Source organism: Gordonia sp. CPCC 205333, assembly GCF_048537885.1.
Lineage (GTDB): Bacteria > Actinomycetota > Actinomycetes > Mycobacteriales > Mycobacteriaceae > Gordonia.
This window is the reverse complement of the sequence record NZ_JBCLVI010000003.1, coordinates 612,391-625,447: the sequence shown is the minus strand read 5'-3', so window position 1 is coordinate 625,447 and position 13,057 is coordinate 612,391. Positions and strand designations below refer to the sequence as shown.

The window sequence follows — 13,057 nt, the reverse complement described above, 5'->3', positions numbered from 1 at the left end:
CCGGCCGGGCCTGGGGCTATCTAGTTACGCTCCGAAAGATGCGAGTGCTTCGTTGAATGTGGCACTTGGCCGCATCACGGCGTCGGTCTTCTCGGTATCTGCGTAGTAGTAACCGCCGATGTCAACCGCCGAGCCCTGTACCGAGTTCATCTCGTCGATGATCTTGTCCTCTTGCTCGCCAAGGGTTTTCGCCAGCGGGGCGAACTTGGCGGCGAGGTCGGCGTCGTCGGACTGTGCGGCCAGCTCCTGCGCCCAGTAGTACGCGAGGTAGAACTGACTGCCACGGTTATCCAACTCGCCGGTACTGCGCGACGGACTCTTCCGATTGTCCAGCAACTTCCCAGTCGCGGCGTCGAGTGTCTTGGCCAGAATCTGCGCCTGGTTGTTCTCGACCTTGATGCCAAGGTCTTCCAAACTCACTGCGAGAGCGAGGAATTCGCCAAGTGAATCCCACCGAAGGTGATTCTCTTCGACTAGCTGCTTGACATGCTTGGGCGCCGATCCGCCAGCACCGGTCTCATACAAGCCGCCGCCAGCCATCAGTGGCACGATCGACAGCATCTTCGCGCTGGTACCCAACTCCAGGATCGGGAACAAGTCGGTGAGATAGTCACGCAAGATGTTGCCGGTCGCGGCAATCGTGTCGAGTCCGCGCATCGCACGTTCGAGTGTGTACCGCATCGCCCGAACCTGCGACATGATCTGGATGTCGAGTCCCTCGGTGTCGTGCTCAGGCAGGTACAGACGAACCTTCTTGATCAGCTCGTTTTCATGGGGGCGGTACGGGTCCAGCCAGAACAACACCGGCATTCCCGAGTTGCGAGCGCGAGTGACGGCCAGCTTCACCCAGTCCCGGATCGGTGCGTCTTTGACGGTGCACATCCGCCAGATGTCGCCTTCTTCGACGCTCTGGGTGAGGATGATTTCGCCGGTCTCGTTGTCGACGAAATTCGCTTCGCCAGCTTCGGGGATCTCGAAGGTCTTGTCGTGCGAGCCGTATTCCTCGGCCTTCTGCGCCATCAGGCCGACGTTGGGCACGGTCCCCATCGTCCGAGGATCGAAGGCACCGTTGGTCTTACAGAAGTTGATAATTTCCTGGTAGATCCGCGCAAAGGTGGACTCCGGCATGACCGCCTTGGTGTCCTTCTGCCGGCCGTCAGCGCCGTACATGGTGCCACCCGCGCGAATCATCGCCGGCATCGATGCATCGACGATGACATCCGATGGCGAGTGGAAGTTGGAGATTCCGCGAGCGGAGTCGACCATCGCGAGTTCGGGGCGGTACTCATGACACTTGTGCAGGTCTTCGATGATCTCGTCGTGCTTGGAGGCCGGCAGCGTCTCGATCTTGTCGTAAAGATCAACCATGCCGTGATTGACGTTGACGCCGAGCTGGTCGAACAATTCCTGGTGCTTGGCGAATGCTTCCTTGTAGTAGGTGCGCACCGCGTGACCGAACACAATCGGATGCGAAACCTTCATCATGGTCGCCTTGACGTGCAACGAGAACAGCACACCAGTCTTGTGCGCGTCCTCGATCTGCTCCTCGTAAAATTCGATGAGCGCCTTCTTGGACATGAACATCGAATCAACCACGTCGCCCTTGCCGAGCTTGACGCTGTCCTTGAGGACGACGGTCTTACCCGACTCGGTGACGAGTTCCATCCGCAGGTCACGGGCTTGTTCGAGGGTCACCGACTTTTCGCCGTGATAGAAGTCGCCGTGCCGCATATGGGCGACGTGACTGCGCGAGGCCATCGACCATTCCCCCATGCTGTGCGGGTTCTTGCGCGCGTACTCTTTCACGGCCTTTGGCGCACGTCGGTCTGAGTTACCTTCGCGCAGAACAGGATTTACCGCACTGCCCAGGCAGGTCGAATAACGCTTGGCGATATCGCGCTCTTCGTCGGTCTTCGGGTCCGACGGAAAGTCAGGTAGTGCGAAACCCTTGCTCTGCAACTCCTTGATGGCTGCCTGCAACTGCGGGACCGAGGCCGAGATATTCGGCAGTTTGATGATGTTCGTCGACGGGTCTTGGGTGAGGCGGCCCAGTTCGCCGAGGTTGTCGGGAACCTGCTGGTCCTCGGTGAGGTAGTCGGGGAACGCCGCCAAAATGCGGGCGGCGACCGAGATGTCAGTGGTCTTGACATCAATGCCAGCCGGCCCGGCGAACGCTCGAATGACCGGCAGGAATGCGTGAGTTGCCAGCAGCGGCGCCTCGTCGGTCAGGGTGTAAATGATGGTTTGCTGCTCATTGGTCATGAGTTCTCCCGGCCTCAAGTGTGTGTACTCGGACGTGTCGGTACCGCTTGTCGCGGTGTGACCTAGTATGCGTCGGCGGCAGCGTGGTGCGTCACACCTCCGCCGATTGTGACGTATCACCCGGTGGGGTGCTACGCCTCATCGCCTAGGCGCTGTTCTTCTTCGTTCTACAGTCGGTTGCGTCAAGCGGTCGTCGGCGCGTCCGGCTAGTTGGCAGAATCAGATCCACTGCAACCTTATCCTCTACCCGCACCGAGCGATCGGTCGGATTGGACAGCGAAGAATTCGTGCACAGTGGTTGCGTGGTCTCGATACGCCCGCCTCGGCTAACGCCTCGCCGGCCACTCGACCAACCAAATAGCGGGCGCACGTCTCCCTTGGACACTCGACCAACCAAAAGTGGCGTACGACATCGCGGCTCGAGGCGTAACGTTCGTGGCGCACATCAGCTTCGTCGAACGTCCCCGGCAGAATCGAGAAGTCATGAGCAACAACGTCTATCGCGTCACCGAGATCGTCGGATCATCGCCGACCAGCATCGACGACGCCATCAAAACTGCCATCACACGCGCTAGCAAGACCGTCCGAAATATCGATTGGTTCGAGGTAACCGACACCAGGGGTCATGTCGAGGATGGCGCGATCGCACACTTCCAAGTCACCCTGAAAGTCGGTTTCAAAATCGAGGAGCCATAGTGGTCGCAAAGTGTACGCATACCGACCAGATCCGCGAGGTGTCGCCGAGCAGTATGGACGGCTGCTCGGATTGTATTGCCGCAGGGGGCAATTGGGTCCATTTGCGTATGTGCCTGACCTGCGGGCGGGTCGGCTGCTGCGATTCTTCACCGGGCAAACACGCGTCGGCGCATGCCGCTCGTGAGCAACATCCACTGGTGTCGTCGTTTGAGCCGGGCGAGGACTGGAGTTGGTGTTTCATCGACGACATTGGACTTCGCGTTCCTGATATCCCACATCCCCATCACAGCTAGCAGCCCAGCGGGCCTTCGATATAGGCGATTACAGATAAGTGATCGCGGTAAGTTCCTCGGCGACATCCCAGAGCTGCGCGCCGAGTACCGGGTCATGAACTTCGTTCCTGGCTTCGACCAGTATCGGGTCGCCGGTGAACTGCAAACGCCCCGATGGTCCGTAGATCTCGCCGCTGCGTACAGCCTGATCAGTCGCGGCACGCAGGGTCGGCAATGCGCCCTGCGGCGCTTCTTGAACGAACCATTTGCGCAACCACCGCGTCTTGGGGCTGTGATAACCCCACACCAGAAAACGGTTGTGGCCACGCATCACTCCGGTGCGGGTCGACCCGGGATGGGCGGTCAGCGAGAGGACGTCCCGGCCCGACGCACTTAGCCGGCGACCAAGTTCATCGGCGAACACCATCTGCGCGAATTTCGATCGCGCATAGGCCGAAGCAACACTGAACCGATGATTCATTCCGATGTCATCGAAGTCGATTTGCCCGCGACGATGGGCGATACTCCCGACCGTGACGATGCGCGCGCCGGGAGCGAGGTGATCGATGAGGCAGCCGACTAAGGCGAAGTGACCGAGGAAGTTGGTGCCGAAATCCATCTCGAATCCGTCGGCTGTCTGCAGTCGCGCGGTGGCGATCAATCCGGCGTTGGCGATCAAGAGGTCAATCGGGTCGAAGCATTCGATGATTTCCGCCGCTGCCGTGCGCACCGAATCCAGCGAGCTCACGTCGATCCGTACGATATCAACCGTAGCTTCCGGGACTTGTTCCAGAATCTGGCCGCGCGACTTCTGCGCGGACTCGACGTTGCGACAGGCCAACACCACCCGCGCGCCGAGTATCGCCAGGCCGAGAGCGGTTTCAAAGCCGATGCCGGAGTTGGCTCCGGTAATCACGGCAACCCGGCCGGCCTGGCTCGGAGCGTCGGAGAGCGCCCATTTTGCGTCTGACACCTCGACAGCGTAACCGCTGTTGTCAGGGTGGGGTTGCGGGGAGTGAGACTACCTCCGCCACTGTCGGTGGCCTTTCGCGGGATGTATTCCCCGGCAGGGGTTTTCCGCTTGTCCAGCGCCTCTCGACGCCTATCCACCATGTCCAGTGCCGTACGTGGCACCACGCGTCTTCGACGACCGCTTCTCCACCGCTTTCGCGTCGCAGAAGGTCCGGCCGGACCCTCCGCTACCGTTACCAGCGCGTGAACACCCACAGGTCTTGCGGACCCGCCGATGCCCTGATTCTCATTACTGAGCCAGGGATTAGGACACTTTCGCGTATATCGTCGGGGAAAGGCTTTCGCTTGGAATTCGCACGCCGGAGTTGAACCGACAACCGTTTGTTCCGAAGACAAATGCTCTGCCATTGAGCTAATGCTGAAATAGACTGAAGATGCGCTTTCCCAGGCAGCTCCGATACTTTTGGCATCGGAATACCGCACACCTTCGACCGTTCGATTGTCATCTCTACTTGATCTCTCACGCTTATTCGAAGCAGCCCTGCCCCGTGTCCGCGGTCGTGGAACCCGCCCTCGACTGACCATCTCGGACCGTGAAATCCCTTCCCCTGCCGCCTACCTCCGTCGCTACTACTCAACTCCCGGGCTACGGGCGATGGGTCACCGATCGGCTCTCCCGACGTCGACTTCCGTCAACGCCAGCAGTTCGCTTCGAAGGAGCCTCCACTCGGAAGTGAATGATTCCGGCTCAGATTGCATGGGTTACCCGAATCGCTTCGGGCGACAGTTGTCACCTGCCTTTCGCCGAGTCTCCCCGACTTATGCGCCATGCCGCTTGTCGCTATTCAATTATTGTTTCGGTTCGCATTTCACCGGCGACATACCGGCTTCGGTGAACACAAGAGATAAATCTAGGCGCATGCGCGGGACCACCGCAACACATTTAATTTCGGGCCAGCTAGTGTGCGAGGCGTGAGCCTTTGGCAGTTGATCATCGTCGGCCTGGCCGGCGTCGCCGCCGGTGCTATCAACGCCGTCGTCGGGAGCGGCACTCTGGTCACCTTCCCGACGTTGGTCGCCTTCGGTATGCCCGCGGTCAACGCGACGATGTCGAATGCGGTCGGCCTGGTCGCCGGAGGAGTTTCGGGAACATGGGGGTACCGAAATGAACTTGCCGGTCAGTGGTCGCAGTTGCGATGGCAGATTCCGGCGTCATTCGTCGGCGCGCTGGTGGGGTGCTGGCTACTGCTTCACCTGCCGGAGTCTGTTTTCGAAAGAATCGTGCCAGTCCTGCTAGTGGTCGCACTGACGTTGGTAGTCGCTCAGCCAGGTATTCAACGCTGGGCCGCGAAACGCTCAGGCGTAGATACTGTCGAGGACTTCGACGGTACGCGGCTCACTGTTTCGCGCGTAAGCATCCTCGCAGTTGCGACCTTCGCCGTCGGTGTATACGGCGGCTACTTCACCGCCGCTCAGGGAATATTGTTGATCGCAGCGATGGGCGTTATCGTTCCGGGCGATCTGCAACGGATGAACGCTGCCAAGAACTTGCTCGCACTGATCGTGAATGTCGTTGCAGCCGTGACCTATACGATCGTCGCTTTCGACCGGATCGATTGGGCCGTCGCTGGACTCATAGCTGTCGGCTCACTATTCGGCGGGATGATCGGGGCGCGTTACGGCCGGCGGTTGACTCCGGGAGTTCTCCGAGCGGCCATAGTCGTGGTCGGCCTAATCGGGTTGTGGCGCCTACTCACAACGTAGATCACTAACCCGCGGCCTGACCCGCGGAGTTTGGCGCCGTATGCGGCACCGGGCAGCCGGTCGGGAAGGTACCCATCTCAGCGAGGTCATAACCGCTCGGGTAGCTCTTGATGTTCGGCATGTCGTGGATATGCATCGGCTCGGTCCGCGACGGCAAGACCGAAAGCAGTCGAGCACGTAGCCGCAGGGCATTGACCGAAAGGGTGCGGATGGTCGCCCCCGGATCGCGATAGCCGAACGCATTGAGCAACGGCTCGTCCATCAGTGCCCGACTGAACAATTCGACGCCCCTGCGCGCCGGACGAGGATAGAAGGTGGTCATCAAATGCAAGGTGGAGTCGGCGACGCGCCGCGCGCCATCGTTGTAGGCAAAGTGTGACTGTTCATAGGAGTCCATCAATGTGGCGAAATCGTCGTAGCTCGCCGGCACATCTTTGATCGCCATATGTTTGCCGAGATCCTGGTAGTACCGAACCGATGCCCGGACCTCCGATTCGGTCAGGGCGCGCCACCCGTAGTCGTCGAGCCACCGTTTGGGAACGACGACAAATGTCGAGAGAACATAGAGCATGTCCTCGTTAGAGATGTCGTACATCTTGTGCATCTGATTGATCCGGCGAACTGCCGTCTTGCCGGTGGGACTATCGAAACCATCGACGAGCGGCGCTTCGAGCAATAGCGAGGTGTCGTCGTAACGCTTCTGGGTGAAGTCGCAGAACTGACCGGTCCGGTCGAGCAAGTCTCCGATGCTGGGCACCGCGTAGGTGCGGAACAGTGCGAAACTTAACGCCTGATTCATATCCCACGGAAATTCGTACAGCGTGACGTTGCGGTAGATCTGGGCATAGTCTGTCTCCGGATCGAGCCCGAGACTCGGATTACGTTTAGCGGCTTTGCGTTTCGCGATTATTCGGCCGGGCGCGGCCACCGTGGTCGTCACGGTTCGCGCTAGAGAATTCACTACCATCGGGGCCTCCTGCGTCAACGTGGGCTGTAAGTCGACTTACACGAGTACTATAAGTCGAGTTATACAGTTGTGCAACAGGTCACAGAAGGATGGTTATGTCGCAGTCCACGGCACCCCAGTCCACCACCCCACAGTCCACAACTCCGCAGTTGCGCTATCTGGAGGCCGGGCTACAGATTCTGGCCCGCGACGGCTACCCGGCATTGAAACTCGCCGCGGTATGTGCCGAGACTTCGACGACGACCGGGTCGTTCTACTACGCCTTTCCGAACTGGGCGTCGTACTGCCAACACTTGATCGAATACTGGCGACATAACAAGAGTGAGGTGCTGATCGACACAGTGAAATCGGTTGAGGATCCGAGAGAGCGGATCGACGCCCTGCTCGAAGTCGCGCTTAATCTGCCATACGCGTCCGAAGCGGCGATACGCATCTGGTCTGCCAGTGATTCCGACGTCGCTGCGGTAGTGGCCGAAGCCGACGCCGCACGCGTCGCAGTCATCGCCGACTCGTATACGGCTCTCATTGGCGATGCCGAACGTGGTGAACACCTCGCCCGCCTCGCGATGATGCTGCTTGTCGGCCACGAACTCGGTACGACGTCAACATTCGAGGAATTGTCCTGGAGTTTCCACAGCCTGCTCGACTGGGCTCTCACTCCCATTCGGTAGGTAGAGGTCAAGCTAATCTTGTCCGATGCAGGTCGCGACATGGGCAGCGCTGTTGACGGCTTGCCTGCTCATCAGCTTCACGCCCGGCGCGGGAGCGATCAACACGATGAGCAATTCGCTAAACGTCGGCTTTCGCCGTTCGATCTGGGGCATCCTCGGCCAACAAGCAGCACTACTGATTCAGCTGGCGATCGTTGCCGCGGGGCTCGGGGTGATCATCGCGCGCTCCCCCACCACATTCGACGTCATCCGGTACCTCGGTGCCGCGTATCTGATCTATCTCGGCGTACGTCAAATCCTTCGACGTCCGGACAGTTCAGCTGCCGCCGCGGCAGAGTTGGCCGGTGAGTCCGCGTGGTCGATGTGTCTGCGTGGCGTGTGGGTGAACCTGCTCAATCCGAAGGCCGTCGTATTCCTGTTGGCATTCATTCCAAGCTTCGTCAAAGCCTCCGAACCGCTACTGCCGCAATACCTTACGATCGGGCTGACAATCGTCGTCGTCGATATAGCGGTGATGTGGCTGTTCTTCGCCGTCGTGGCGCGCGGCTTCGGCAACCTGACCCGCACCGAACGCGGACAGCGCAACCTCAACCGGTTTTTCGGCGCGCTGTTCATCGGAGTCGGTGTACTGCTGGCCGTCCTGTGACCCCGCTGGCTATGACTCGCGAGTCAGTCCCGCACACCCTCGGCGTTTACCATCCAGTTGACTCCGAATCGGTCGGTCACCATACCGAACGTATCTCCCCACGGCGCCTGCATGAACGGGGCAGTGACAGTTCCGCCCTGCGCCAAACCATCGAACCAGCCGCCCAATAGCTCGGTCTGGTCACCCGAAAGCGACACCGTGATCGAATCGCCGACGTTGAGCGGCATGGCATTAGGAGTGTCGGCGCCCATCAACACCAGACCGTGTGGTGTAGTGAGCATCGCGTGCATCACCTTGTTTGCCTCGTCGGGGTCAGAGCCGGGCATCTGCTCAAAGGTCGCGACCTCCAAGTCGCCGCCCAACACGCTTTTGTAGAACTCCATCGCTTCGCGGGCATTGTCGCGAAAACTCAGGTACGGGTTGAGTCGCACGGTCATGTCGTCTCCAGATCCTCAGCCGGGGTTGTCGACGTCTATTCTGCGCGCATCGATGCTCCCCTGTCCGCAAGTAGGCTGAGTCGGTGACCTCCCCCGCTCCCGGCCGCATCGCCGTGCCCGACGACCTCGACTCCGTGACGGACGTCGGAGCCGAGTCGGCAGATCAACGACAGTCCGCTGAGCAGGTTTGGCAGGCCGTGCGGCATTGGTATGGCGCGGGCACGCAGCCAGCGATCCAAATCTGCATCCGTCAGGGCGGCGAAGTGATCCTCGATCGCGCGATCGGCCACGGATGGGGCAACGGCCCAGATGAACTGGCAGATGCCGAAAAACGCACTGTCACAACGCAAACACCGTTCTGTGTGTATTCCGCGGCCAAAGCAATTTCGGTGACCGTGCTTCACCTGCTGATCGAGCGGGGGGAATTGGCCCTCGATGCCCGGGTATGCGACTACCTCCCGGAATACACCAGCCACGGCAAACATCGCACCACCATCGATCATGTGCTTACCCATAGCGCAGGTGTACCGATAGCCCTGGGTGTACGCCCAGATCTTCGCCGCTCCGAAGACAGTGACTACACCCGGGAGATGCTCGCCGCGCTACGACCGATATACCGTCCCGGTCTTGTGCATATGTATCACGCGTTGACATGGGGGCCGTTGGTGCGTGAAATCGTCTCTGCCGCAACAGGTCGCAGTATCCGCGATATCCTCGCCGAGGAAATCCTTGACCCACTCGGATTCTCGTGGACCAATTACGGTGTTTCCCCCGATGCGGTTGGCGAGGTGGCACCGAGTCATGTCACCGGACCACCGCCGCCCGCCGCGATCGAAGCAGCTTTCACACGCGTGGTCGGTGGGACAATGGCCAAGACTATTCGGCGGTCCAACAGTTCAGCCTTCCTGACCGGGGTGGTTCCCTCCTCGAATACCGTATCCACCGCTCACGAACTTTCCCGATTCGCTGAATTATTGCGCCGCGGGGGCGAACTCGACGGCGTGCGAGTGCTTTCGGCTGACACCCTTGATGCCGCGAGAGTGCAGCGCAGACGACTTCGTCCAGACATCGCGACCGGTGGGCGGCCCCTGCGGTGGGGAACCGGATACATGCTCGGCTCGACCCGATACGGCCCCTTCGGTCGCGACGCTCCAGACGCGTTTGGACACACCGGTCTGACCGACATCGCGATGTGGGCCGACCCGCAGCGCGAACTCGCGGTAGCAGTAGTCAGCAGCGGCAAGCCCGGATCGCATCCGGAGAGCAAGCGCTACCCGGCGGTGCTCGACGCGATCAATTCCTCATTCCCGTCCGTCCCCGGACTATCTCGGCAATGATGACAACGTGCGGTGAGCGTCAGATACGGACGATCCGCCGTTGCCGAGCCGCCGTCGGCCCAACATAGAGCTGCCACCAGCACATATTCATCTTATCTGGATTAATTCCAGAAAAGGCTTCCGAAACTGTCACTCCCCCGTTATGGTGAGTTCATGGCCGAGTCGATGAATCACACAGAGCGGTTGCGCATCGCCGATCTGCGTGTGACAAAGCCACGGTTGGCTGTCTTGACCGCAGTCGACACCCATCCCCACGCCGACACCGAGACCGTTTTCGATGCCGTGCGAACCGAATTGCCAACGGTGTCACGTCAGGCGGTGTACGACGTGCTACACGCACTCACCGTCGCCGGCCTCATCCGGCGTATCCAGCCTTCCGGTCTGGTTGCCCGATACGAGTCAAGAATCGGCGACAATCACCACCACGCCGTCTGCCGGTCCTGCGGGACCATCGTCGACATCGATTGTGCGGTCGGCGCGGCGCCCTGCCTCGACGCGGCAGACGACAACGGCTTCGCGATCGATGAAGCCGAAGTCATCTACTGGGGACTCTGCCCGGCATGTGCGGGCACCGCCGTCGGTGATTCCATGCAGCTCGACAGCCCGAAGTAACAGCAGCCCAACCAGCAAGACCTATGTGAACGTCAGCCCAAATACCCATTCTCGAAAGGTTTCTCGTGTCCGACGAATCTCGCACCATCGACGAAACTCCCCCCATCGGCGAAGCCCAGACCGAACCGGCGGAAGCCGGCGGTTGCCCGGTAATCCACGGCGGGATCAAGCCCCCTGCTGAAGGCGGCGGCAACCGGGATTGGTGGCCAAACGCGCTCAACCTTAAAGTCCTGCAGGAGAATCCGGATATCTCCAATCCGGAGGGCCCCGACTTCGATTACGCAGAGGAGTTCAAGACGCTCGATCTCTCCGCGGTCAAGACCGACCTCGAGGCGGTATTGACCGACTCGAAGCCGTGGTGGCCGGCGGACTTTGGCAACTACGGCCCGTTCTTCATCCGGATGGCGTGGCACGCTGCGGGCACCTATCGGATCAAAGACGGTCGCGGCGGTGCCGGACACGGTATGCAGCGATTCGCACCGCTCAACTCCTGGCCCGACAACGCGAGCCTCGACAAGGCCCGACGCCTGCTCGGTCCGGTCAAGAAGAAGTATGGTCGCAAGCTGTCCTGGGGCGACCTGATTATCCTCGCCGGCAACGTCGCGCTCGAGTCGATGGGCCTGGACACTTTCGGATTCGGCGGCGGTCGCGTCGACAAGTGGGAGCCCGAGGAAGTGTACTGGGGTGCCGAGCGCGTCTGGCTCGATGACGAGCGCTATAGCGGCGAGCGTGACCTCTCCAACCCGCTTGCGGCGGTTCAGATGGGTTTGATCTATGTGAATCCCGAAGGCCCCAATGGCAATCCGGACCCGCTCAAAGCTGCCGTCGACATTCGAGAGACGTTCGCGCGGATGGCGATGGACGACGAAGAGACCGTCGCATTGATCGCCGGAGGACACACTTTCGGCAAGACGCATGGTGCGGGCGATGCCGACCTCGTCGGCCCCGAGCCGGAGGCAGCTCCGCTTGAGCAGATGGGACTCGGCTGGAAGAGCGGCTATAAGTCCGGCGTCGGCGGCGACGCCATCACGAGCGGTCTGGAAGGCGCCTGGAACAGCACCCCCATTACGTGGGACAACAATTTCTTCTGGACGCTATTCGGCTACGAGTGGGAACTCACCAAGAGTCCGGCCGGCGCCCAGCAGTGGATCCCGAAGGACGGAGCCGGTTCGACGAGCGTCCGCGACGCACACGATCCGGAAAAGTCGCACCCGCCGGTAATGCTGACCACTGACCTGGCGCTGCGCTTCGACCCGATCTACGAGCCAATCTCGCGGCGCTTTCTGGACAACCCACGGCAGTTCGCCGACGCCTTCGCGCGGGCATGGTTCAAACTGACGCACCGCGATATGGGGCCGATTCAGAACTACCTCGGAGCCGAGGTGCCCGAGGAGACCCTGATCTGGCAGGACCCGGTTCCGGCCGTCGATCACGAGCTCATCGGTGAAGCGGATATCGCCAAGTTGAAGAGCGACATCCTCGGTACCGGTTTGACTGTGGCACAACTGGTTACGACGACGTGGGCGGCTGCGTCCTCGTTCCGCGGCAGCGACAAGCGCGGCGGCGCCAACGGCGGTCGCATCCGGCTGCAGCCGCAGGTCGGCTGGGAGGTCAACAACCCCGATCAGCTCGCACAGGTCATCAAGACTCTCGAAGGGGTTGCCGAAGCCTTCAACTCCGCACAGAACGGCAACACCAAAGTGTCCTTCGCCGATGTTCTGGTCCTCGGCGGTGTGGCTGCCATCGAGAAGGCCGCCCGCGACGGTGGAGTCGACGTGACGGTGCCGTTCCGACCGGGCCGAACCGACGCGACTCAGGAATGGACTGACGCTGATTCGTTCGCGGCACTCGAGCCCGACGCCGACGGGTTCCGCAACTATCTCGGCAAGGGGGCGCAGTTGCCCGCCGAATATCTGCTCGTCGACAAAGCTAATCTGCTGACACTGTCGACGCCTCAGACCGCCGTGCTCGTCGGCGGCCTACGGACCCTCGGCGCCAACTACGACGGGTCGCAGCTCGGCGTCCTCACCGACAAGCCAGGTGTGCTGAGCAACGATTTCTTCGTGAACATCACCGACATGGATATCGTGTGGGCCCCGTCGGCAAAGGATGACGGCACCTACGAAGGCACCGATTCGGCTACCGGCGAAGTGCGGTGGACTGGTTCGCGCGTCGACCTGGCATTCGGCGCCAACTCCCAGCTGCGCGCGGTGGCCGAGGTATACGGTGCCGACGATGCGAAAGAGAAGTTCGTCAATGATTTCGTCACCGCATGGACCAAGGTGACCGAAAGCGATCTGTTCTAAGTTCACAATCCGTCCGACCCGATGGTCGTCCCCGTACATACCGGGGGCGGCCATCGGCCGTTATACGCCGATAGTCGTTCTCGTGCCGTTCACCTGTCTAACCCTTTCGGTTTGA

The 13,057-nt window shown here is 60.7% G+C and carries 12 protein-coding genes and 1 tRNA gene; 8 read left to right on the top strand and 5 right to left on the bottom strand.

Going from position 1 to position 13,057, the window contains the following annotated elements; all coding sequences use genetic code 11:
* Positions 1-24: 24 nt before the first annotated feature.
* A complete protein-coding gene (locus tag AAFP29_RS13150) occupies positions 25-2,262 on the bottom strand; it encodes an NADP-dependent isocitrate dehydrogenase (RefSeq protein ID WP_419217800.1) in 2,238 nt (745 codons plus the stop codon).
* A gap of 483 nt (positions 2,263-2,745) precedes the next feature.
* Here AAFP29_RS13150 and AAFP29_RS13145 point away from each other — a divergent pair, with 483 nt between their 5' ends.
* Positions 2,746-2,958 (top strand): dodecin, encoded by a 213-nt coding sequence (locus AAFP29_RS13145; protein WP_419218098.1) that lies wholly within the window; start codon positions 2,746-2,748, stop codon positions 2,956-2,958.
* A gap of 53 nt (positions 2,959-3,011) precedes the next feature.
* Entirely contained in the window at positions 3,012-3,251 is a 240-nt protein-coding gene (locus AAFP29_RS13140) for a UBP-type zinc finger domain-containing protein (RefSeq protein WP_419218097.1), read from the top strand.
* A 28-nt stretch (positions 3,252-3,279) separates the two neighbouring features.
* Here AAFP29_RS13140 and AAFP29_RS13135 read toward each other — a convergent pair whose 3' ends face one another.
* Both AAFP29_RS13135 and AAFP29_RS13130 read right to left on the bottom strand, forming a co-directional pair.
* Complete coding sequence (locus AAFP29_RS13135; protein ID WP_419217799.1) at positions 3,280-4,203, bottom strand: oxidoreductase; 924 nt, start codon at positions 4,201-4,203, stop codon at positions 3,280-3,282.
* 350 nt (positions 4,204-4,553) lie between these two features.
* A tRNA-Arg gene (locus AAFP29_RS13130) sits at positions 4,554-4,624 on the bottom strand.
* A 550-nt stretch (positions 4,625-5,174) separates the two neighbouring features.
* Here AAFP29_RS13130 and AAFP29_RS13125 point away from each other — a divergent pair.
* Positions 5,175-5,966, top strand: a complete 792-nt coding sequence (locus AAFP29_RS13125; protein WP_419217798.1) for a sulfite exporter TauE/SafE family protein — start codon at positions 5,175-5,177, stop codon at positions 5,964-5,966.
* 4 nt (positions 5,967-5,970) lie between these two features.
* Here AAFP29_RS13125 and AAFP29_RS13120 read toward each other — a convergent pair whose 3' ends face one another.
* Positions 5,971-6,933, bottom strand: a complete 963-nt coding sequence (locus AAFP29_RS13120) for an oxygenase MpaB family protein (protein WP_419217797.1) — start codon at positions 6,931-6,933, stop codon at positions 5,971-5,973.
* 95 nt (positions 6,934-7,028) lie between these two features.
* Here AAFP29_RS13120 and AAFP29_RS13115 point away from each other — a divergent pair, with 95 nt between their 5' ends.
* A complete protein-coding gene (locus tag AAFP29_RS13115) occupies positions 7,029-7,604 on the top strand; it encodes a TetR/AcrR family transcriptional regulator (protein WP_419217796.1) in 576 nt (191 codons plus the stop codon).
* Positions 7,605-7,629: 25 nt separating this feature from the next.
* Positions 7,630-8,250: a LysE family transporter gene (locus tag AAFP29_RS13110; RefSeq protein WP_419217795.1), complete on the top strand. Its 621-nt coding sequence runs from the start codon at positions 7,630-7,632 to the stop codon at positions 8,248-8,250.
* Positions 8,251-8,273: 23 nt separating this feature from the next.
* Here AAFP29_RS13110 and AAFP29_RS13105 read toward each other — a convergent pair whose 3' ends face one another.
* Positions 8,274-8,687, bottom strand: a complete 414-nt coding sequence (locus AAFP29_RS13105; RefSeq protein ID WP_419217794.1) for a VOC family protein — start codon at positions 8,685-8,687, stop codon at positions 8,274-8,276.
* A gap of 83 nt (positions 8,688-8,770) precedes the next feature.
* Between AAFP29_RS13105 and AAFP29_RS13100 the strand changes: the two genes are divergently transcribed.
* The 3 genes from AAFP29_RS13100 to katG all read left to right on the top strand — a co-directional run bounded on the left by AAFP29_RS13100 (position 8,771) and on the right by katG (position 12,942).
* Positions 8,771-10,024: a serine hydrolase gene (locus AAFP29_RS13100; RefSeq protein ID WP_419217793.1), complete on the top strand. Its 1,254-nt coding sequence runs from the start codon at positions 8,771-8,773 to the stop codon at positions 10,022-10,024.
* 153 nt (positions 10,025-10,177) lie between these two features.
* On the top strand, positions 10,178-10,636 hold the full coding sequence (locus AAFP29_RS13095; protein WP_419217792.1) for a Fur family transcriptional regulator: 459 nt from the start codon (positions 10,178-10,180) through the stop codon (positions 10,634-10,636).
* 65 nt (positions 10,637-10,701) lie between these two features.
* Positions 10,702-12,942, top strand: coding sequence for a catalase/peroxidase HPI (gene katG, locus AAFP29_RS13090; RefSeq protein WP_419217791.1), 2,241 nt, complete (start codon positions 10,702-10,704; stop codon positions 12,940-12,942).
* The last annotated feature ends 115 nt before the right edge of the window (positions 12,943-13,057 follow it).

What these genes read in the sequence shown, in the direction of transcription:
- AAFP29_RS13110 (WP_419217795.1), top strand. Translation starts at nt 7,630, where the DNA reads ATGCAGGTCGCGACATGGGCAGCGCTGTTGACGGCTTGCCTGCTCATC.
- AAFP29_RS13145 (WP_419218098.1), top strand. Translation starts at nt 2,746, where the DNA reads ATGAGCAACAACGTCTATCGCGTCACCGAGATCGTCGGATCATCGCCG.
- AAFP29_RS13140 (WP_419218097.1), top strand. Translation starts at nt 3,012, where the DNA reads ATGGACGGCTGCTCGGATTGTATTGCCGCAGGGGGCAATTGGGTCCAT.
- AAFP29_RS13105 (WP_419217794.1), bottom strand. Translation starts at nt 8,687, where the DNA reads ATGACCGTGCGACTCAACCCGTACCTGAGTTTTCGCGACAATGCCCGC.
- AAFP29_RS13095 (WP_419217792.1), top strand. Translation starts at nt 10,178, where the DNA reads ATGGCCGAGTCGATGAATCACACAGAGCGGTTGCGCATCGCCGATCTG.
- AAFP29_RS13115 (WP_419217796.1), top strand. Translation starts at nt 7,029, where the DNA reads ATGTCGCAGTCCACGGCACCCCAGTCCACCACCCCACAGTCCACAACT.
- AAFP29_RS13150 (WP_419217800.1), bottom strand. Translation starts at nt 2,262, where the DNA reads ATGACCAATGAGCAGCAAACCATCATTTACACCCTGACCGACGAGGCG.
- AAFP29_RS13120 (WP_419217797.1), bottom strand. Translation starts at nt 6,933, where the DNA reads ATGGTAGTGAATTCTCTAGCGCGAACCGTGACGACCACGGTGGCCGCG.